The sequence below is a fragment of the Paenibacillus violae genome, assembly GCF_032461945.1.
Lineage (GTDB): Bacteria > Bacillota > Bacilli > Paenibacillales > NBRC-103111 > Paenibacillus_E > Paenibacillus_E violae.
Genome location: NZ_JAWCUD010000001.1, coordinates 1,027,587 through 1,046,716, shown reverse-complemented (window position 1 = coordinate 1,046,716; position 19,130 = coordinate 1,027,587). Strand labels below are relative to the sequence as shown.

Annotated in this window: 21 protein-coding genes and 2 pseudogenes; 5 read left to right on the top strand and 18 right to left on the bottom strand. The window is 46.7% G+C overall.

Features of this window, described 5'->3' with window-relative positions; translation table 11 throughout:
* Nucleotides 1–222: 222 nt before the first annotated feature.
* Entirely contained in the window at nt 223–1,113 is an 891-nt protein-coding gene (locus RQP52_RS04670) for a cation diffusion facilitator family transporter (RefSeq protein WP_315949744.1), read from the top strand.
* Nucleotides 1,114–1,186: 73 nt separating this feature from the next.
* On the opposite strand, the gene msrB is transcribed toward RQP52_RS04670, so the two are convergent.
* The 6 genes from msrB to RQP52_RS04640 all read right to left on the bottom strand — a co-directional run bounded on the left by msrB (nt 1,187) and on the right by RQP52_RS04640 (nt 5,988).
* A complete protein-coding gene (msrB, locus tag RQP52_RS04665; protein WP_315949743.1) occupies nt 1,187–2,167 on the bottom strand; it encodes a peptide-methionine (R)-S-oxide reductase MsrB in 981 nt (326 codons plus the stop codon).
* A gap of 113 nt (nt 2,168–2,280) precedes the next feature.
* Entirely contained in the window at nt 2,281–3,213 is a 933-nt protein-coding gene (locus RQP52_RS04660) for a manganese-dependent inorganic pyrophosphatase (protein ID WP_315949742.1), read from the bottom strand.
* Between the two features lie 125 nt (nt 3,214–3,338).
* Entirely contained in the window at nt 3,339–3,713 is a 375-nt protein-coding gene (locus tag RQP52_RS04655; RefSeq protein ID WP_315949741.1) for a GIY-YIG nuclease family protein, read from the bottom strand.
* Between the two features lie 8 nt (nt 3,714–3,721).
* Nucleotides 3,722–4,477, bottom strand: a complete 756-nt coding sequence (locus tag RQP52_RS04650; RefSeq protein WP_315949739.1) for a DUF2087 domain-containing protein — start codon at nt 4,475–4,477, stop codon at nt 3,722–3,724.
* A 182-nt stretch (nt 4,478–4,659) separates the two neighbouring features.
* Complete coding sequence (locus RQP52_RS04645) at nt 4,660–5,109, bottom strand: DUF6157 family protein (protein ID WP_315949738.1); 450 nt, start codon at nt 5,107–5,109, stop codon at nt 4,660–4,662.
* Between the two features lie 33 nt (nt 5,110–5,142).
* The gene (locus tag RQP52_RS04640) at nt 5,143–5,988 is read right to left on the bottom strand and encodes an HAD family hydrolase (RefSeq protein ID WP_315949737.1); all 846 of its coding nucleotides are present in this window, start codon (nt 5,986–5,988) and stop codon (nt 5,143–5,145) included.
* Nucleotides 5,989–6,075: 87 nt separating this feature from the next.
* Between RQP52_RS04640 and RQP52_RS04635 the strand changes: the two genes are divergently transcribed.
* Nucleotides 6,076–6,834 carry an alpha/beta hydrolase gene (locus tag RQP52_RS04635; protein ID WP_315949736.1) on the top strand — a complete coding sequence of 253 codons (759 nt, stop codon included), beginning with the start codon at nt 6,076–6,078 and terminating at the stop codon, nt 6,832–6,834.
* A gap of 72 nt (nt 6,835–6,906) precedes the next feature.
* Here the strand turns inward: RQP52_RS04635 and RQP52_RS04630 are convergent.
* A pseudogene (locus RQP52_RS04630) lies at nt 6,907–7,068 on the bottom strand (metal-sensing transcriptional repressor); the annotation flags it as partial.
* Nucleotides 7,069–7,083: 15 nt separating this feature from the next.
* Nucleotides 7,084–8,059 (bottom strand): annotated as a pseudogene (locus tag RQP52_RS04625) (FAD-dependent oxidoreductase); the annotation flags it as partial.
* Between the two features lie 132 nt (nt 8,060–8,191).
* On the opposite strand from RQP52_RS04625, the gene RQP52_RS04620 reads away from it, so the two are divergent.
* The 3 genes from RQP52_RS04620 to RQP52_RS04610 all read left to right on the top strand — a co-directional run bounded on the left by RQP52_RS04620 (nt 8,192) and on the right by RQP52_RS04610 (nt 10,251).
* On the top strand, nt 8,192–8,971 hold the full coding sequence (locus RQP52_RS04620) for a threonine/serine exporter family protein (protein WP_315949735.1): 780 nt from the start codon (nt 8,192–8,194) through the stop codon (nt 8,969–8,971).
* A gap of 2 nt (nt 8,972–8,973) precedes the next feature.
* On the top strand, nt 8,974–9,399 hold the full coding sequence (locus tag RQP52_RS04615) for a threonine/serine exporter family protein (RefSeq protein WP_157326703.1): 426 nt from the start codon (nt 8,974–8,976) through the stop codon (nt 9,397–9,399).
* Nucleotides 9,400–9,552: 153 nt separating this feature from the next.
* Nucleotides 9,553–10,251: a class I SAM-dependent methyltransferase gene (locus RQP52_RS04610; protein WP_315949734.1), complete on the top strand. Its 699-nt coding sequence runs from the start codon at nt 9,553–9,555 to the stop codon at nt 10,249–10,251.
* 2 nt (nt 10,252–10,253) lie between these two features.
* Here RQP52_RS04610 and RQP52_RS04605 read toward each other — a convergent pair whose 3' ends face one another.
* From RQP52_RS04605 to RQP52_RS04560, 10 genes are all read right to left on the bottom strand, one after another.
* On the bottom strand, nt 10,254–10,676 hold the full coding sequence (locus RQP52_RS04605) for a DUF2269 family protein (protein WP_315949733.1): 423 nt from the start codon (nt 10,674–10,676) through the stop codon (nt 10,254–10,256).
* Between the two features lie 89 nt (nt 10,677–10,765).
* Nucleotides 10,766–11,098 carry an ASCH domain-containing protein gene (locus RQP52_RS04600; RefSeq protein ID WP_315949732.1) on the bottom strand — a complete coding sequence of 111 codons (333 nt, stop codon included), beginning with the start codon at nt 11,096–11,098 and terminating at the stop codon, nt 10,766–10,768.
* A gap of 71 nt (nt 11,099–11,169) precedes the next feature.
* Entirely contained in the window at nt 11,170–11,325 is a 156-nt protein-coding gene (locus tag RQP52_RS04595) for a hypothetical protein (RefSeq protein WP_181646487.1), read from the bottom strand.
* Nucleotides 11,326–11,423: 98 nt separating this feature from the next.
* A complete protein-coding gene (locus RQP52_RS04590; protein ID WP_315949730.1) occupies nt 11,424–12,425 on the bottom strand; it encodes an aldose 1-epimerase in 1,002 nt (333 codons plus the stop codon).
* 205 nt (nt 12,426–12,630) lie between these two features.
* Entirely contained in the window at nt 12,631–14,118 is a 1,488-nt protein-coding gene (gene araA / locus RQP52_RS04585; protein ID WP_315949729.1) for an L-arabinose isomerase, read from the bottom strand.
* 42 nt (nt 14,119–14,160) lie between these two features.
* Complete coding sequence (locus RQP52_RS04580; protein ID WP_315949728.1) at nt 14,161–15,840, bottom strand: ribulokinase; 1,680 nt, start codon at nt 15,838–15,840, stop codon at nt 14,161–14,163.
* 79 nt (nt 15,841–15,919) lie between these two features.
* The gene (locus RQP52_RS04575) at nt 15,920–17,017 is read right to left on the bottom strand and encodes a GntR family transcriptional regulator (RefSeq protein WP_315949727.1); all 1,098 of its coding nucleotides are present in this window, start codon (nt 17,015–17,017) and stop codon (nt 15,920–15,922) included.
* Nucleotides 17,018–17,415: 398 nt separating this feature from the next.
* Nucleotides 17,416–18,060 (bottom strand): class I SAM-dependent methyltransferase, encoded by a 645-nt coding sequence (locus RQP52_RS04570; RefSeq protein ID WP_315949726.1) that lies wholly within the window; start codon nt 18,058–18,060, stop codon nt 17,416–17,418.
* 37 nt (nt 18,061–18,097) lie between these two features.
* Entirely contained in the window at nt 18,098–18,361 is a 264-nt protein-coding gene (locus tag RQP52_RS04565) for a hypothetical protein (RefSeq protein ID WP_315949725.1), read from the bottom strand.
* Nucleotides 18,354–19,091, bottom strand: a complete 738-nt coding sequence (locus tag RQP52_RS04560; protein ID WP_315949724.1) for an alpha/beta hydrolase family protein — start codon at nt 19,089–19,091, stop codon at nt 18,354–18,356. Before RQP52_RS04560 ends, RQP52_RS04565 begins: the two co-directional genes overlap by 8 nt.
* Between the last annotated feature and the right edge of the window lie 39 nt (nt 19,092–19,130).

Sequence of the window (19,130 nt, the reverse complement as noted above, 5' to 3'; positions counted from 1 at the left end):
CCCACAAATAAGTGTCTCTCCAAGAACCTCTGATTCGTGGTTTGTTAATTCCTGCTATGTGTGGTATTATACAAAGATATTTGTGTAAAGTGAAGTGTTGATTATGCGCCTATTGATATTTACTAGATTACTATATAAATCAAAAAATCCCTTGACCTGAGCAGTACCTAGGTCAAGGGATTTTTTTCCTTCGGGAAACACTTTTGTAGGAGGTCATCATTAATGACTGTAGACAACAATTCATCCGTACTGGCGATATGGCTTTCGCTGATCAGTAACATTTTTCTTACGCTCATGAAAATTATTATCGGGTTATGGTTCCAAAGTGAAGTTTTGCTTGCCGATGGACTCCATAATGCCGGCGATATTATCGCGACAATCGCGGCCCTTAGCGCGATGCGCATATCCAAACTTCCAGCCGATGAGGACCACCCTTACGGGCATGGCAAAGCTGAGGTGCTCGGCTCTGGATTTGTCGCTTTTATCCTGCTGATCGCAGCACTTTATATTGGCTATCATTCTACTATTGCTTTATTTCATGAACCTCAATCCCCAAGTTGGGTCGCATTTACGGCTGCTGTTATTTCAACCGTTTGGAAGTATGTCCTCTATAAATACACCATGCGAATTGGCGTTAACACGAGCAGCAAGGGACTGATAGCGACTGCGAAGGATCACTTAGCCGATGTCTACGCGTCGCTTGCCGCAGTAGTTGGGATTGGTTTGGCTTTTGTCGGAGGAGCCTATCACATTGGGTGGTTATCCTTTGGCGATGCCGCAGCGGGAATTATCGTATCCCTGCTCGTTCTAAGACTAGCCGTGGAAATGGGCAAAGAATCCTTTGATATTTTGATGGAAAAAACGGTTGATCAAGAGAAACTTCACCAATATATCTTACTTATTGAGGCTGTGCCTGAAGTGAAACGAATAGACCGTATTCGTGCTCGCGAACATGGCCACTATATTCTGGTAGATGCTAGAGTTTCCATCCCTGGCGAACTAACCGTTCAGGAAGGGCATGATATTACCCGTGTGATCAAAAAATCGATTATGGACCAGCATGCTGATGTTGATGAAGTTCTGATCCATTTAAATCCCTGGTATGAAGATTAAAGATCAGAGCATATAAACGGAAAAACGCTAATCAGGCATGAACCTGACTAGCGTCTTTTTGCTTAATAAGTGATTAATCTTCAAAGAAACGAAGGTAAGCCCCATATCCTTCTTTCTCCATATCAGCAAGCGGAACGAACCGAAGCGCGGCCGAATTGATACAATATCTGAGTCTAGTTGGTCCAGGACCATCATTAAATACGTGGCCCAAATGCGAATCCGCTTCCTGGCTGCGTACTTCCGTCCTGACCATGAAATGACTGGTGTCGGTTTTCTCTTTCACGTTGCCTTCGAATACCGGTTTCGTGAAGCTGGGCCAACCACAGCCTGAATCGAATTTATCGATGGATGTGAACAGCGGTTCGCCTGAAACGATGTCTACATACAATCCTTTTTCATGGGAATCCCAGAATTCATTGTCAAAAGGACGTTCTGTCGCGCTGTTTTGCGTCACTTCATATTGCAGCGGAGTAAGCTTTTTCTTGCGCTCTTCTTTATCTTTCGCCGTGTTCCAATGCTTGGAAATAAACGCGTCGCGTCCGGAGCCTTTGCGATATGCTTTGTAGCGCAGCGGATTTTTATGATGATAATCCTGGTGGTACTCTTCTCCCGGGTAGAAAGCATCCGCATCGATACGCACGATTTCCGTTACGATCGGTGCGTTGAAACGCCCGCTATCCTGCAAAGCTTGCTTGGAGGCTTCCGCTTCCAATTTCTGCTGATCCGTATGTGCGAAAATCGCTGTACGATAGGAGGAGCCGCGGTCGTGGAACTGTCCACCGGCATCTGTAGGGTCGATTTGGCGCCAATAGGTTTCTAATAATTTATGGTACGAAAAAAGTTCAGGATCAAATGTAATTTGGACGGCTTCGGCGTGACCTGTTGTTTCCGAGCATACCTCTTCATATGTCGGATTACTTGTATGACCACCTATATAACCAGATACGACGGACACAATCCCCGGCAGCTGATCAAACGGTGTAACCATACACCAGAAGCAACCCCCGGCAAATGTAGCCTTGTCATATTTACTTTGTTGAACATTAGTTTCCATCTCTTCTCCACCTCTTTCATTAAAATCACTTCTATCATACCAAAAGTTTGCTCGATAACCAAAAAGACACCGTCCACTTGCGCGAACGATGCCTGCGGTATGCCGTTTCAGGCTTACAAGTTGTTGAAAATATCCGTAAGGACAGGAACGATTTGAGATTTACGGGAAACTACGCTTTTCAGAAGCGCTTTGTTGTCGGTAAGCGTTACACTGTATGCTTTTTCAACAGCTTCAGCTTTGCGGCCAAGGGCAAGACCCACGGAATCGTTGTTAAGAATATCTGTCACGACGAACAGGAACAGATCCAGGTTTTTATCAGCAATAATTGTGTTCAGCGCAGCTTCGATCTCGGCTTGCTTCGCCAGCACATCATTCACATCCACCGCGTTAACTTGCGCGATTTCCACTTTGTAGCTGCCCATTTGGAACTCTTTTGCATCCAAGGAAATCAATTGAGCAACGGTTTTGTCGGACAGATCAGCGCCGGCTTTCAGCATTTGCAGACCATATTCTTCAGCGTCTACGCCAGCAATAGCTGCAAGCTCACGAGCTGCAGCAACGTCTTGTTCTGTGCAAGTCGGGGATTTAAACAACAAGGAATCTGAAATGATAGCAGAAAGCATCAGACCTGCGATGTCCTTATCGATGGCAACGCCGTTTTCTTTGTACAATTTATTCAAAATCGTTGCTGTGCAACCAACTGGCTCTGCACGGTAGTACAGCGGGTGGCTCGTTTCGAAATTTGCAATTCGATGATGGTCGATAACTTCCACTACACGCACTTGATCAATGTCCGAAGCGCTTTGCTGACGTTCAACGTGGTCAACCAAAATCACATTCGCCGCTTCATTCGCAACCGTATCAACTTGACGAGGCGCCGCAACTTTAAACGTATCGAGTGCAAATTGTGTTTCGCCATTCACGCTGCCTAGACGAACAGCTTCAACCTCTTGGCCAAGCTTCGTTTTCAGTGCTGCATAAGCAATTGCTGATGTGATTGAATCAGTGTCCGGATTTTTATGTCCGAAAATAAGTGTTTTTGACATGATAATACTCCTTATTAGTAAAAGTGTAGTAAGAGTTTTCAATCTCTACCTACGATTATACTAAAAAATCTCAGTAAATCCATTACTAAACCAAAACCTTATACTGCGTGCAGAAATGATCCGAGTTATTCAGGCTTCCGCTTGTGATAACCGCGATCATCATAAGGCTGCAGTTGTTCCAGCCATTTGTCCTCCAGTTTCCTCAAGGCGTCATCCTCATCGAAGTACCCTGTTTCCTTTACCTTAAGCACTTCCAGTACCTCAATTTCAAAAGCGCTGCTTCCAAATTCGTTCAATTCGAGTTGCAGGGCATGATTCATGTGTTTACCCATATCAAGTTCCATTCGTTTGCCGTTTAAGGAGCGCAAATTTTTCGTACTCGAGATCCATCGCTTATCATTCACGGTATTGCGGATTTGAAATACTCCGGATTCTTTTTTCGTTTCTTTATAGATTTGCTGCAGTTCTTGTCTCCGTTGATTTGATTCCTTTTTAGTCATGTCTCATTTCATCCTTTCAACCAATATTGGCTACCATCAGGCTCGCGATCCAGGAAGCCATATTCAATTAAATACCTGCGGATTTTCACATAGTCGTGAAACACCGGTTTTAGCAACGCATTGACTTCCTTTTCTCCATACAAGCGATCCTGTTCGAATCGTTTGGCAATCTCGCGAAGGACAACAAACTTGTGTTTTTCTTGCTGCGAGAAGGAGATAAGCTTTCCAGACGTGCCTTCCGGGAAATATTTTTTAACAATCTGCTCATACTCATCTTGTGTCACATTGTATCGTTCATCCACCATCGTAGCCGTTTTATGAATATCTACAAAAGTTGGCGCATGCTGATCTTTCTCTTTCAATAGCTCCATCATCGTTAGAAAAACTTTGGCCTGCCGCTCTTTCTCTTTAAGCCCAAAGCGATGATTGCGAATGGTCGAGGCGCTGCCAATCCCCATTGCCTGCTGAACTTCACTATCGTTCTTGCCTTCGTAGAACAGCTTCAACAAACTATTCTGATGATCAGTCAGCCCTGTAAGCTTCTTGTCCAGACCGATTAAATAGTGAAAAACTGAAACATGCGCGTGTTGGATATGCCATTTCATATATCGTTCTGCTTCATATAAAACTCCGCTTTCCGGATAAATAATACCCACTTCCGTCCGCTTGCCGCATAGCAGACAGCAATAGTATTCATTGTCCTTCACGTAGCCGCGCTTCCAGTCGTCGATTGAAGCCTGCCAAAACTGATCAGACACTTCCACAACAAACACTTCCTCAAATTGTTTAGTAATTCATAGACATTATATTATTTTGTTTATGAATATGTCAATAATACTCAAGGTGATACACATTCAGCACTTTGCGCATAGTTCCATCTATTTCCGTTAAACCTAAAATAAAAAGGAGTAACCCTCAAGGCGGTTACCCCCAATAATTCTTCCACTCATCCGCGGGAACTGCGCATTGCAAATAAAAGCTTAGGCCCGTCCGGCTGGTGCGTCCCCGCTTCAACAAATTGCCGGTACGCTTCCGATTCCATCGGGTAGATCGCTATTTTGCCTTCTTCATTGTAGTGAACGCCCCAGCCATGTTTCTTCGGGAGCATGGACGCTCGAAGACAGGGGTGATTTTTGGCAAACAACACCTCACGAATTTCAGCGCCGCGCTGCTCACTTTCCTCATCTGTAATCTGTTTATGCTGCAAATGCACTTCATAAATGAGTTCACCTTGCGTGAATTTGTAAGGATTCTGCGACAACAGCTCATATTGAATTCGGTGAGCCGTTTTGCCCTCCTTTTTCAACGGCGGCTCGACTGCCATCTCAACGGGACAGTCCGTCGCGACTTGAATGAACGTATTCGAATAACTCATGTGTTCATCGTTATAAGGCATTGGTTAATTCACTCCTTTCCCCTATTTTTTCCATTATACACCCATTTTCAAACGAGCTTCCACATAAGCAGCAACGCCATCCTGATCATTGCTTGACACGACTTCATCCGCCATATGCAGAATCTCAGCATGCGCATTCTCCACAGCAATTTTGCGGCCAGCAGCGCGAAACATCCCGACATCATTGAGATTATCGCCAAAAACAGTGATTTTATCTGCCGCACAGCCAACATGTTTTGCCCATAAAAGGAGTCCTTCCTGCTTGTTCGCTTGGGGATGGCTGAACTCCAGAAAATAATGATTTTCAATATAGTTGTCTTTCATCATATGAATATGAATTTCAGCGCCAAACGCTGAAGTAACTGCCACTTTGAGGGGCTCCAACTCCTCTAGCAAACCAATATACGTGATAAGCAGCGTACGTAAATGTGGCGGACAGCTTAGCTCCTTCACTTCGTTGAATCGAGGATCATTCGGTCGACTAGCAGCAAACTGCAGATCCCCCGTTCTAACAAGCTTTTCATGCAGGACCTTTTCCTGATCTTCATGGTCTAGAGCGAATAAGAGTGGAACAAAACCTCTTGATTTGCCGATGGCTAAAATTGCTTCCGTACGCTCCCGGTCAAGAAAGTAACCGTCTAACACACGTTTATGCACGGGGTCAAACAGCAAGGCTCCATTGTAGAGGACAAGCGGGTAACGCCAAGGAATTTGGGAAACAACAGCGGTTGAGCTTTGATAACTCCTTACTGTTGCGTAGCTGATCACCGTTCCTGCTTCCAGTGCTTCTGTGATTACACGGACCGTATAATCGGATAAAGAGGCATTTGAGCGAAGTAAAGTACCGTCTAAATCAGTCAAATAATAACCTTTGATCATTAAAAAACCTCCTCATATGGATTCACTGGATTCACTTGACACTCCCCCCTATGAATTGATAACCTACTCGGCGAGAGGTGATGAATCGTGAAAGCTTTCAAACGCCACTGGTGGAAAGTGGGGTTAGCCTTTATTATCCTTTTGATGGGATTAATCTACTTGTATTTGAGACCCTACCAGCCAAGTCTAGATGCGCTGTCAGCCATGCAGTCTACTGATGAGATTACGGTCAGTGATGAGGAACAGGTCATCCGTTTTGAACCCAAAACACCAGTACAACCCAGCATCATTTATTATCCTGGTGGTCTCGTGAAGCCGGAGAGCTATGCAACTTATGCTAAAGCGTTTGCGCAAGCAGGTCACCGCGTTTATATTGTGAAAATGCCTCTGAATCTGGCCATATTCGGCGGAGACCGTGCTCAGCCGATCATTGCGGCGAAAGCGGCGGATGAAACCTTTCTGCTTGGCGGCCATTCGCTTGGCGGCGTGATGGCAGCTCGTTATGCTGCAGCACATGCCAGCGAATTGGAAGGCGTGTTTTTCTTTGCTTCTTATCCTGATCCTAAAGGAAGCTTAGTTTCGTCTAACTTGCCCGTGTTTTCCATCGTTGGTTCCAACGATGGAGCCATCAATATGGCGGCGCTGACAAAAGCAAAAAGTGATTTACCGAATACGGCTGAATATCATACGATCCGCGGCGGAAATCATTCGCAATTTGGCAGCTACGGCTTTCAGAAAGGGGATCATCCTGCAGAAATTTCGGCGGAGCAACAATTGGATGAAACCGTCAAGCTGCTGCTGGATTGGGAAAGATCCGTTGTGCATCCTACCAAGCGATCACAATAATAAGTTGAATTTACCGTATAAAAAAGGGGTTGTCCATCAAGTTTTCATAACCTGATGTGACACCCCCTTTTTTTATCTGCTTTTTACGAGAAGCTCCACAGCTTCTTGAATCACTTTGTCCGGCGAATTTCCTTTGGCAAGTTCCTCTTCGATGTAATGCTGAAGATTGGACCCGATCACGACACCGATTGTCCGGTCTACCGCAGTTCGAACCGCTGATAGCTGAGTCACAACCTCCCGGCAATCTTCTCACGCTTCCATCCCCTGCTTCAGAATACGAGCTGCCAAATATCCACGTAAACCGACCTGACAGGAAACAGCGACTTCTGAGCCAACCGGAATATCGTGCAAATGTTCACGAATATCATTCAGAGGTATACAAACGGAACCAGGAATATAACCGAGCTCCCGTTCAATCTCATCTCGCACATCGATGAGGAGTCCACCTTGCTCCACGAAACGATCCACATCGTGCCATTGCATCGTTTCAACCAAACCATCCAGCATGTTCGCTGCTACATATCCAGCCATGTTGACGGGATCTTTGGCAGATGAGTAAGGGGGTGCGTACGACAGTTCAATATCAGCCAGTTCATCCGCTCTCAAACCACCTCTCATAGCTGTTGCAATCACATCGATACGTTTATCCACGCCGCTCGCTCCAACGGCTTGAGCGCCAAGTATGCGCCCGCTATCTTTGTCAAACAGAAGCTTCATTGACATCGAAGCCGCGCCTGGATAATAACCGGCGTGCGAATTCGGATGAATATGAATGACTTCGTAAGGTACACCTAAGCGGCGAAGCGTCTTCTCCCCGGTTACGGCGGCCGTCAGATCAAACACCTTTACGATTGCAGTACCGAAGGCACCTTGATAAGAAGCTTGAAGGCCGTTAATGTGATCCGCAACGAGACGGCCTTGTCGGTTAGCACCCCAAGCCAGTGGAACGACCGTCTCAAAGCCTTGAACTCTGTCTTACATCTCTGCCGCATCCCCATCGCATAAATAGACGGATCATTCGTCTGCATATGTGCGTTGACTTGAATTGAGCCTTTGACACCTAACGTGAGACCTGCCTCCGCAGCCAACAAATGACTTTCGGGTCTCACCCCGACAGATAGATAATCATATCCGTGGTTAAAACTTTACCTGACTGAAGTTTCAACGTTCTTCCGTTATCCATCAATTCCTGTACATTATCATTGAAAATCAGCGTAACTCCTTTTAATAATACCCCATTGGGGTATATAAATAATCGGATCTATTTACTGCCTGCTCGCCATGCGTTAGGCTTGTCTTAGGAATTACTGCCAAAATGTATTATACTTTGGTCAAATATGAAAACAGGAGACAAGTAATGAAGGAACCTCTCCCACCAACCAATTATGAAATTGCTCAAGTTTGTTTATTAGCCGGTAAAATTATGCTCGAAAACGGCGGCGAAACCTACCGCGTCGAAGATACGATGACTCACGTTGCAGAAGGTTTCGGTGTCCCTAATTCGCATAGCTTCGTCACCCCCACCGGCATTATTTTCTCTATCGATGGGCCTGAGCAGACGACAAGACTGATTCGGATTTCGGCCCGATCTACCGACCTGCATAAAGTGACCGTCGTGAACGCTATCTCCAGACGCATCAGCAAAGGAGATTTATCGCCTCAGGAAGCCTACCGCCTGCTTTCAGAGATCGATGCGGCCAATACCAGCTTCCCCACATGGGTTAAAATACTAGCAGCCGCGGTTGCGAGCGGTTGTTTCTTAATCATGTTCAAAGGGATGTGGCATGATTTCCTACCGGCATTTCTTACAGGAGGAGCAGGTTTAACCTTCCTCGGTTATTTTAATCGCTTGGTCCGGATTAAATTTTTTGCTGAATTTCTGGCCTCATTATTCATAGGAGCGTTAGCATTTTTATTCGTGCACATTGGTTTTGGCCATGATTTGGATACGATCATTATCGGATCTGTCATGCCGCTAGTTCCAGGGCTTCTCATTACGAACGCGGTGCGGGATTTAATGGCCGGACATTTTGTGTCAGGTGTTTCCAAAGGGGCTGAAGCTTTTCTTACGGCTTTTGCCATCGGGGCAGGCATCGCCTTTGTATTATCCTTTTACAATGGGGAGGGAATGGTGTGAATATGCTTGGACAGCTCGTCACCAGCTTCGTCTCCACAGCAGCGTTTGCCATCTTATTCAATGTGCCGCGGAGCACGATCATACAATGTGGATTCATTGGAATGGTTGGTTGGATGATGTACGTTTCGACACAATTGATTCCATTAGATCCAATTCTGTCAACGCTGATGGCCTCTTTTCTCGTGACCGTCATCAGCCAATTTTTCGCAAGAATTTACAAAACCCCGGTTATTGTCTTCAGTGTTGCAGGAATTATCCCCTTAGTGCCAGGGGGGTTAGCCTATGACGCGATGAAAAATGCCGTGCTCAATCATTACGATCTTGCTGTGCAGCTGGCTGCCAAAGCCTTCATGCTTTCTGGCGCAATCGCAATCGGACTTGTCTTCTCCGAAGTGTTGAATCAGCTTTTTCGCCGCCGGGCAAAATAGCCCTTTTCTGACCTATCCTAATAGGTCGCGGAATTTTCATAGGATTTACCTATAAACATAATCGGTTTTATATCTTAGATTTTTCCTTCTTCTCCCTATAAAATAGTCCCAAGAAGCAAGTCTCGCCAAACAACGATATGGAGATGATTTCCTATGATGAACAGAAACAATGACCAGCTGATAACGAAATTCGATGAAATCGCCGAGAAGTACGACGGTCAACGCAGGAAGCTCATTCCCTGTTTTGATGACTTTTACAGGACAGCCACTTCGCTGGTTCAGCCGCGTGCAAGTGCGCCTCGCATTCTTGATCTTGGTGCTGGAACGGGACTTCTCTCCTCTTATATCCTGGCCCAGTATCCGGCTGCGAAGCTGACGTTAATTGATCTTTCCCAAGGGATGCTTGACATCGCGAAGCTGCGATTTGGTGAAATGAACGAAAATTTGACGATTCAGGCGGGAGATTATACGACTTTCGAGTCGGATGAACCGTTTGATTGTGTGGTATCGGCTTTGTCCATTCATCATCTGGAGGATCAAGCCAAACAGAACTTATATGCGCGGATTTTTAAGCTGTTAAAACCAGGGGGCATTTTCGTAAATGCAGATCAAATTCTAGGAAGCACGCCTTTTCTTGATCACTTGTACCGCGCGGATTGGGAGGCGAAAATAGAAGCCACTGACTTAACCCGAGAAGCGCTTCAAGCTGCCTATGAAAGAACCAAACTGGATAAAATGGCGCCTCTCGACCAGCAGCTTGCATGGCTGAAAGCCATCGGTTTCGCCGATGTTGATTGTGTCTACAAATATTATAATTTTGTCGTCATGTTTGCTCAGAAACCGGAAGCTTAAGGTTACCAAAACGAAGGTTTCGCCACCATAAACCACATCATCGACAACGTAATGATCACATACCAGATTAACGCGCTGCGCAGTTGGTTCACCAATACGTTCCGGTCATCGTGCGGCGCACGGAGCTTTCTTAGCAACGGTGAAAATGCACGCGCAATAAAATATAAGGATGCTACCATAATAAGCACCGTGAAAACGATCCAAGATGTTTTCCACGTCCATTCAGTCAGCCAAGTAAGCAAAATTCCGGTCGCTACCAACACATGTCCAGCATGTTTCGTCAGTCGTACCGTAATCCGGAAAGGCTCCAAATATTCAGGCAAAAGCTCAAACGGCGCGGTTCTTATTTTAGCCAATAACGGGAATAACACAAAATAAGGGCCAATGCTGAGTACAACACTGAAAATATGAATATATAAAAGCAAGATGTACCAGGACAACTTCATCATCCATTCTGTAGAAAAATTCAATAAAACAGTGTAGATCCTACGATCCACACTGTTTTTTTCATCACTTATTCGGCTTTTTGAAATTCGTGTACCCATACTTTCATTTGCGGCAGCCAAGGCATGCCGGGATGTATGGATAAGATACTGTCGCGGTATTCGTCAATCGTTGCGTGTCCTTCAGCAATAGCATCTTCTACTGTCAGATCTCCAAGCGCTTGCTGGTAGACTTTGGTTACAGTAAAAGAGTTGCCCTGCAGCTCCATCGTTTCACCGATGTCTGCATAACGCCCATTGCGTCTGCAAGCTGTCTTTTGACCGGCTAATACTTTGCCAACTTCAGCTTCTTTGGTCACAAGGCGGTCGATGGTGCAAGTTTTTGGCGGTAATGTTTCGTTCATTGATGTTTCCCTCCTTTTTCCAGTACTCATTATAACGAATGAGATCCGATTTGTCGAACGACCCGGATTCCCTACTCTCTAAGCGCTTCCTTCAGTTTCGTAGACATGCTGTCCATCGAACCTGCTGTGGGCCGCTTAACGCCGCGAAGCTTGGCGATTTCCTGCTTCAGCTTCTCATTCTCCAGCTTCAAACGTTCATTTTCTGCGAGTAATTGTTCTTTGTCCATGCGGTTCACCTGAGCTTTCGATAAAAATGCCCCCTCCCCGCCTGCAGAGCATCACGGTGGATTCTCTCCATGCGTCAAAAGGGGGCTGACTTATTGCCTTATTTCTTGATTGCAATCGTATAAAGACGAGCAGACTCGCTCCACACTTCACCTGGCTCCAAACTCACCAGACCGATTTGATCAGCCGGCATATCAACATTAGGAGCGTTAACCAAATTCATTTGCGGCTCTGGACAGAAAAAGCCTTCCGTAGCGCCATTGTTCCAGATCATCCACTGTTTATAGGATGTGCCCACATCATACACCAGTTTGACGCCTTCACGGGAGTCTGTCAATTCCATGTAATTTCGTCCATTTTGCGGAGCCGTCGTGTAATGATTATCCATCGACTCGAAGAAAGGGGACAAGCCTCCGACTTTCATCTTCGCTTCCTCACTTGAAAGCGGTTGATACTCGCCAGTCGGCAGCATTCTTTCGCTCATTTCCCAACGATTGCCGATGGTCATTTTGAAGGTGTAATCCGCTGCTTGCGAATTCGGCGCAAAAGGCGCATTGATCGTTGTATGGTAGGCAATTAGGCAAGGCATCTCTTCTTGACCTTCATTATGGACCGAAATATGCTGCTGCAAACCGAATTGATTCAGCACATATGTCAGGCGGATCGTGAACTCAAACGGTAAATAGGTATATACGGAATGCCCTTCTCTTACTTTAAGCGCCAAAGTAACGCTGCTTTCGCTTTCATTTGTGCCAAATCTTTCTACTTCCCAAGGGATGTCATGGACAAAACCGTGCAGATGATTGCCTGTTTTCAGCTCATTGACCGGAAATTGAAAAACTTTGCCTTTCCACGGGAACTTCCCGTCTTCGTAACGGTTTGGCGGAAATAAAACAGGAATACCGTGAATAATCGGACGTGCTTTAAACGCTTCCATTTCATCCAGGGATGGCTCACGCAGAAAGCGGTATTCCTTTTCATTGTCTCTAAAAGCAATCAGGTTCGCGCCGATTTCCGGCAATACCGCTGCTTCATAACGGCCTGCTTGCAACCAAAACGCTTTCTCTCCATGGAATGTACCTTCGTAGGCTTTCGTTGTCATCTGTGTTATCCTCCTAATGCGATGCCCATAATTTGGACAGGCTCATATGAATTTACTTTAAAGCATGAGAAACAAGGAAGTCAATGGATGAAAATTGCGCCAATATCGACAAAAGTGACTTCTTTACTCGGGTGGAAAAAGAAAACCGTCTTCCCACAAGGGAAGAACGGTCCTCGGTTGTACGTACAGTTGACGGCTTGCGATCCTAGCGCTTCCAAGCCGCCTCGCCCCAACGTAGTTCGTTACGGAACTGCAGCGTAGATGTATTTTTATTAATAATCACGACTTCAATGCCAGCCAATTCCGCCCAATCTACCAATTGCTCCGTACTTACTTCGTAGGAGAAAACCGTGTGATGAGCTCCGCCTGCATAGATCCATGCTTCTGCTGAGTCACGCAGGGACGGCCGCGGTTTCCAAAGTACGCGCGCTACCGGCAGCTTAGGCATCGCTTTCACCGGTTGCACGGCATCCACTTCGTTAATTAACAACCGGAAACGGTTGCCCATATCGATGAGTGAGGCATTCAGCGCCGGACCGGAGGCTCCGTCGAAAACAAGGCGCGCCGGATCGGCTTTCCCGCCAATACCAAGCGGATGAACTTCGATGGTTGGACGTGTCGCTGCGATCGTCGGACAAATCTCCAACATATGTGCGCCAAGTACAAGCTCCGCTCCTGGCTCCATATGATACGTGTAATCCTCCATGAAGGAAGTCCCTTTATTACCTGCGATAATCTTCATGACACGCGTGAGCGCTGCCGTCTTCCAGTCGCCTTCGCCGCCGAAGCCGTAACCTTGCCCCATCAACCGCTGAACAGCGAGGCCAGGCAGCTGCTTCAGACCATGAAGATCCTCAAACGACGTCGTAAACGCCCCGAAACCGCCTTCTTGCAAAAAGCTTTTCATCCCAAGTTCAATACGCGCTTGCTCACGAATCGCCTCACGCACCGGTCCTGCTGAGCGCCCCTCAGGCGTTATATCATAAACTTCATTGTATTCATCCATTAATTGATCCACTTCCGACTCGGAAATGTCTCTTACGCGCTGAACAAGGTCGCCTACGCCATAACCATTAATCGACCAGCCGAATTTAATCTGCGCTTCAACTTTATCCCCTTCAGTTACAGCCACTTCGCGCATGTTATCGCCAAAACGAGCCACTTTCAAGCTGCGTCCTTCAACAAAGGCTGTCGCCGTGCGCATCCATCCCGCAATACGGGAGAGGACGGCAGGATCTTCCCAGTAACCAACAACCACTTTACGGGAAATGCCCATGCGTGCTCCAATAAAACCATACTCGCGATCTCCATGCGCAGCTTGATTGAGGTTCATGAAATCCATATCAATCGTTTCCCACGGGATATCACGATTAAATTGGGTATGTAAGTGAAGCAATGGCTTCCGGTATTCAGCAAGGCCAGCAATCCACATTTTCGCCGGTGAAAAGGTATGCATCCAAGTAATGATACCTGCACAATTGTCATCCGCATTGGCATCCAAACATAATCTGCGAATCGCATCCGGCGTCGTCAAAACTTGCTTAAACACAAGTTTACTCGGAATCGAAGGATCACGGTCAATTCCTTCCGTAATCTGTTTCGAATGATCTTCTACTTGTAGCAATGTCTCAGGTCCGTATAGGTGTTGACTTCCGGTTACAAACCAAAATACTTTCTCTGCTGAAGCTTTCATGGCAATTTGCCTCCTTGGATAATGGGAATGGATGGATGTGAATTAGTGCCGCGCTTCCTCACGGATTGCACGAAGACGTTTCATGACATCGTTCTCTCCGCGGCCGAAATAATCGTGCAGCTTGCTGTACTCTTGGTAAAGCTTCTCGTAAACGACGACATTTTCCGGAATTGGTTTAAACGTATCTTTACGTACGCGCGCCATTTTTTGAGCGGCATCTACGATACTATCGTAACCGCCGTTAGCTGCGCCTGCGGCTACGGCCCCGAACATGGCGGCTCCTAGCGCCGGCGTTTGTTTGGAATCCGCGACTTTAATCTCACGATTCGTTACATCCGCATAAATCTGCATCAACAAGCGATTTTTTTGCGGAAGTCCGCCGCATGCGTACAATTCCTGTACCTCAACGCCATTATTGTGAAAAGCATCGACGATTTTACGAGTTCCAAAAGCGGTTGCTTCCAGCAGCGATCGATAAACCTCTTCCGGCTTAGTCAAAAGCGAGTAGCCCAGAATAAGGCCATTAAGCTCCGTATCTACCAGCACAGATCGATTTCCATTCCACCAATCCAACGCAAGCAAACCTGTTTCACCTGGTTTGTAAGCGGATGCATGACGCTCCAGCCATTCGTGCACATTCGTTCCTTCTTGCTCTGCCGCAGCTTGCACATAAGCAGGTACTCCCTGTTCCACGTACCAAGCAAAAATATCCCCTACAGCGGATTGCCCAGCTTCGTATCCCAAATATCCTGGAATGATGCCGTCTTCAACAACACCGCACATACCCTCAACTTCCCGCTCCTCGGTCCCAAGAAGCATATGGCAAATCGAAGTTCCCATCGCCATCACCAATTTGCCCGGTGTTACAACACCGACACCCGGTACAGCCGCGTGGGCATCGACATTCCCTACAGCAATGGCGATACCTGGCTGTAAGCCCATCAATTTAGCCATTGATTCCGTTAATTCGCCGGCTTTGGTGCCAAGCGCCACAACCTCGCCACGAAGCTTCGTTTGAGTGACATTCTCCAGCCGCGGGTCCAACGCTTTGAAGAATTCATTGCTCGGAAAACCCTTCTTCTTATGCCAGATTGCTTTATAACCGGCCGTACAGCTGTTACGCACAATATCAGAAGCGCCTGTCATTTGTGAGACAACCCAATCCGTCGCCTCCAGGAAGCGATCCGTTTGCTCATAAATGTCAGGAGCTTCATTCAATATTTGCCATACCTTCGCGATCATCCATTCCGATGAAATTTTACCGCCGTACCGAGGCAGGAAATCTTCGCCCCTACGTTCAGCAATTTCATTAATCAGGTTCGCTTCGTCTTGAGCGGCATGATGTTTCCACAGTTTCACCCAGCTGTGCGGCTGATTCGCCAGCTCCGGATTAAAGCAAAGCGGTTGACCTTGCGCATCCACCGGAAGCATCGTGCAAGCTGTAAAATCGATACCAAGACCGATGATGTCCGCTGGGTCAACGCCGGAAGCTTGCACAACAGCGGGTACTGAACGCGTAAGTACATCCAGATAATCTTGCGGATGCTGAAGCGCCCAGTCATATTCAAGTTTAACGCCGGAATTCGGCAGTTTCTCGTCAATCACATTGTGCGGATAAGGGGTTACATGATCTGCAACCTCTGTGCCGTCACTCAAATCAACCAGAACGGCGCGTCCGGATTCCGTTCCATAGTCGACGCCAATTGCATACTTCTTAGACATAGAGAACCTCCTTCGATTTTCCAATCCCTATGTCCAGTATAGCACTTGTACGTACAAGTTGGCTAGATGAAATTTTTCCTCAGTAAAGACGGATCGTAGACTCCCTAACCAGGAGTTCAGGCTTATAGATTTTGCCTGTCTCTCTTCCCGTTACTCGCTTATTCTCAATCATATCAATTAAAAGCTCAGCAGCATCTGTGCCTAGCTCGGTTTTGGGATGCGAAAGTGTCGTTAATTTCACTTCCGTCGCCATCGCCAAAGAAGAGTCGTCAAAACCGACTAACGAGACATCTTGAGGCACCTGAAGCCCTAAGGTACGTACAGCTTCAAGCAAGTGGACAGCGAGCTCATCGTTATAGCAGACGAAAGCCGTTGGACGCTCGTCCTCATGGCCTAGCAGCGAGAGTGCATGCTCATAAGGCTTCTGCCTTTTTTCCTCCGTTGTGTAGTGGATGACAAGCTCCGGTACTAAGGGAACCTGGTAATGGTGATGAGCGCGAATAAATCCTTTCAGGCGATTGACCCCTTGCAAATCATCCGTCTTAAAAAATCCGGCAATCTTGCGGTGCCCCAGCTCAATCAGATGCTGCGCCGCCTTAAAACCGCCCTCTTCATCGTCGACAACTAGAGACGGGCAGTTCATCTCCGGATAACGTTCATTGATCATCAAATAAGGGATATGCTGATAGTCGAGCGAAAGATAATAGTTAAGATTCGGGTTGCCTTCCGCACTTTTCGTAGGTTCTATAATCAGCCCGCTTAGGGGCTGACTTAACATCATCGTCAAACTTTCCTTTTCCTTGTCCTTATCGTTGTCTGTCGACGACAAGACAAGTCTGTAGCCTCTTGCACGTAAAGCTGATTCCGCTCCTCTCACAATGTGAGGAAAAATATAATCGGATATATACGTAGTCAAGATGCCGATCGTCTGTACATCACGGCTTTTTTGCGTTTGGGGCGTAGAGACGAAAGTACCTTTTCCCTGCATCCGGTACAGCCAGCCCTCTTGCTCCAGTTCGCCAAATGTCTGGCGCACCGTTTGACGACTCATTTGAAACTGTTCGGCAATTTCGTTCTCCGACGGCATCTGATCGTTCGGTTTCAATCTCCCCGTATGAAGCCAAGTTAATATTTCCTGTTTCAACTGCAAGTATTTCGGCATTTGCTTTTCTTTCATGTTTCACTTTCACCTCAGGCGTTTGATTCTGAACGTATTATAACACTCGCTTAACTTGTATGTACATATTGTGGAGTTCACCGTAAACCTGCAAAGCTATGTCATATCCCGAATAGTACTTCGACTTGATTAGAAGGAAAATCTACAGCTATTCTGAGCTGTTTCGGCTGTAAACTAGGAATTAACTGGATAAACTCCATCAAAATCTTTGATAGCAGGCTGAAAACTACATTCTTTGTTGAACTTAACAAGAGAAAATCAGGTTACTTGCGATAAAGTGGAAAAAACTGTACAAATTGCAGGAGTAATCGGCGTTAATCGCGACTGCACTGTTGTCTCGCATCCAACCAGTCTCACACCACTAAGCTTCCGAAAAATCAACACAAAAACCCGTGAGGTCACGGGTTTAATTGTCTGCGCTTCGCGATGATCGACTGGTAATTGGGCTGCATTTCCGGCATCTGCAGCACATGAAAACGCTCAAGAGCGAACACCTCGCGCACCTTCTTCTGAATGTGCTCATCCTCATAAAAAGCAAAAAATCTTTGCGGTCTGTACGAATCGTTCTCCCAAATCCCTTCGCTTTCGTACCCGCCATAGAGGCCTAAGTAGAAGAAACCGTCAGGCTTCAGCACGCGCTCGACGTTCCTGAGCACTTGCAGTAGGTTATCTTTCGGTACATGCAGCAGCGTGTTCATTGACCAAACGGCATCAAACGAAGCTGGCTGCAAGTCCAAGGCAAAGAAATCCATGACATAAGCTTCGAGTCCTTTTTCACGGCAAATGGCGACCATCTCTTCAGACAAATCGATGCACACCACCTCGCAGCCGTGTTCCCGCAAATAGTCAGCTTGATGACCCGGCCCGCTCCCTAAATCCAGCACACGCTTGCTGCTGCCGCCAGCCTTATCCAATCTGGCTAGAAAATCATTCAGCTCATCTATCTTCCACTGCTGCATCGTCTCGCCGTCGCGCTGTCTAGCTTGTTGGTCATAACTCGCCTTAAGTACCTGTTTGACCCCAGAATCATTCGACGAATCCAAGTTTCATCATCCCCCTTTATGTCTGAGCATGATCTAACTATTTTTCTAAAACCTGAAGTCCCGCATTCACAAGCAGATCGAACCACTCGTCTTCTTCCAGAAGCTCTTCAACCGCTTCAATATCCTCTTCTTTACCGGATTCACTCAAAAAGTTCAGCGCATAACTCCAATCATCTTTGCCACGCAAGCTTTGCAGCGTAATTTCATAGGGATGCTCGTGACCTTCTACGCTAAACTGTACGTGACCAAGGTAACCCTCCGCTTTGCTGTAATCCATATTTGCTTTTAAAATGTTAAACATCTTCATCTTCCTTTTCTTTAAAATGTTCCTGCTGTTGTTGGGACAACCACGACCAGATGGACGCAATCGTCGTTTGCAGATTCGTTGCATCCTGCCATATGTAGGGATTGTGATCTCTAAAATAATCCGCATGCCCGCCAATCATTGGAAAAGTTTCCCTGTGAATGGGCGCATGCTTCAATCGATGCCAGCGAAATACGCCAAAACGAGACTTGATCCAGCCTCCCCAAGTGCCCAGCCGCGGAATCGGATCTACTTTTTGATCCATAGGATTGACCCCATGGATACATAGTACTCGATCCTTCAATTCAGGAGAAATCGCACATTTCGGCGATCCGATTTGGATCACCCCAAGAACGGGAAAACCGGCTTTTATTAAAGCCTCTGCCGCTTGAACAGAAGCAACAGCACCCGCACTGTGCCCGATAAAAAGCAACGATTGACGAGGGTTCCACTGGTCTGTGACTAACTTAGCTAGGCTTTTGCCACCATATCGCGAAGGCTTCCGGTGGGCATTATTCCACATATCGCTTGTTATTTCGCGAAGCTGCTTTTGCCGCTGCCGACTCCAATCTCCATACGGAAAATGTATCACAACGCGGGCACGTTTACCCGCCTCTTCAAAGCGAGCGGCCAGCGCTGCGCCAAAGCGGTCCAAAAAATCTGGCGCCGTAGCAAAGCCGGCCGTTATATAGATGACGATTTCCTCCGATTCGGAGTGAATGGTCATGGATCACTCAGTTCCCTTCACGGCACCCTAAGTGCCAAA

Excerpts from the sequence above, each read along its gene's own strand:
- RQP52_RS04670 (WP_315949744.1), top strand. The coding sequence starts at position 223 with ATGACTGTAGACAACAATTCATCCGTACTGGCGATATGGCTTTCGCTG.
- msrB (WP_315949743.1), bottom strand. The coding sequence starts at position 2,167 with ATGGAAACTAATGTTCAACAAAGTAAATATGACAAGGCTACATTTGCC.
- RQP52_RS04660 (WP_315949742.1), bottom strand. The coding sequence starts at position 3,213 with ATGTCAAAAACACTTATTTTCGGACATAAAAATCCGGACACTGATTCA.
- RQP52_RS04655 (WP_315949741.1), bottom strand. The coding sequence starts at position 3,713 with ATGACTAAAAAGGAATCAAATCAACGGAGACAAGAACTGCAGCAAATC.
- RQP52_RS04645 (WP_315949738.1), bottom strand. The coding sequence starts at position 5,109 with ATGCCTTATAACGATGAACACATGAGTTATTCGAATACGTTCATTCAA.
- RQP52_RS04640 (WP_315949737.1), bottom strand. The coding sequence starts at position 5,988 with ATGATCAAAGGTTATTATTTGACTGATTTAGACGGTACTTTACTTCGC.
- RQP52_RS04620 (WP_315949735.1), top strand. The coding sequence starts at position 8,192 with ATGAAGGAACCTCTCCCACCAACCAATTATGAAATTGCTCAAGTTTGT.
- RQP52_RS04615 (WP_157326703.1), top strand. The coding sequence starts at position 8,974 with ATGCTTGGACAGCTCGTCACCAGCTTCGTCTCCACAGCAGCGTTTGCC.
- RQP52_RS04610 (WP_315949734.1), top strand. The coding sequence starts at position 9,553 with ATGATGAACAGAAACAATGACCAGCTGATAACGAAATTCGATGAAATC.
- RQP52_RS04600 (WP_315949732.1), bottom strand. The coding sequence starts at position 11,098 with ATGAACGAAACATTACCGCCAAAAACTTGCACCATCGACCGCCTTGTG.
- RQP52_RS04595 (WP_181646487.1), bottom strand. The coding sequence starts at position 11,325 with ATGGACAAAGAACAATTACTCGCAGAAAATGAACGTTTGAAGCTGGAG.
- RQP52_RS04590 (WP_315949730.1), bottom strand. The coding sequence starts at position 12,425 with ATGACAACGAAAGCCTACGAAGGTACATTCCATGGAGAGAAAGCGTTT.
- araA (WP_315949729.1), bottom strand. The coding sequence starts at position 14,118 with ATGAAAGCTTCAGCAGAGAAAGTATTTTGGTTTGTAACCGGAAGTCAA.
- RQP52_RS04580 (WP_315949728.1), bottom strand. The coding sequence starts at position 15,840 with ATGTCTAAGAAGTATGCAATTGGCGTCGACTATGGAACGGAATCCGGA.
- RQP52_RS04575 (WP_315949727.1), bottom strand. The coding sequence starts at position 17,017 with ATGAAAGAAAAGCAAATGCCGAAATACTTGCAGTTGAAACAGGAAATA.
- RQP52_RS04565 (WP_315949725.1), bottom strand. The coding sequence starts at position 18,361 with ATGTTTAACATTTTAAAAGCAAATATGGATTACAGCAAAGCGGAGGGT.
- RQP52_RS04560 (WP_315949724.1), bottom strand. The coding sequence starts at position 19,091 with ATGACCATTCACTCCGAATCGGAGGAAATCGTCATCTATATAACGGCC.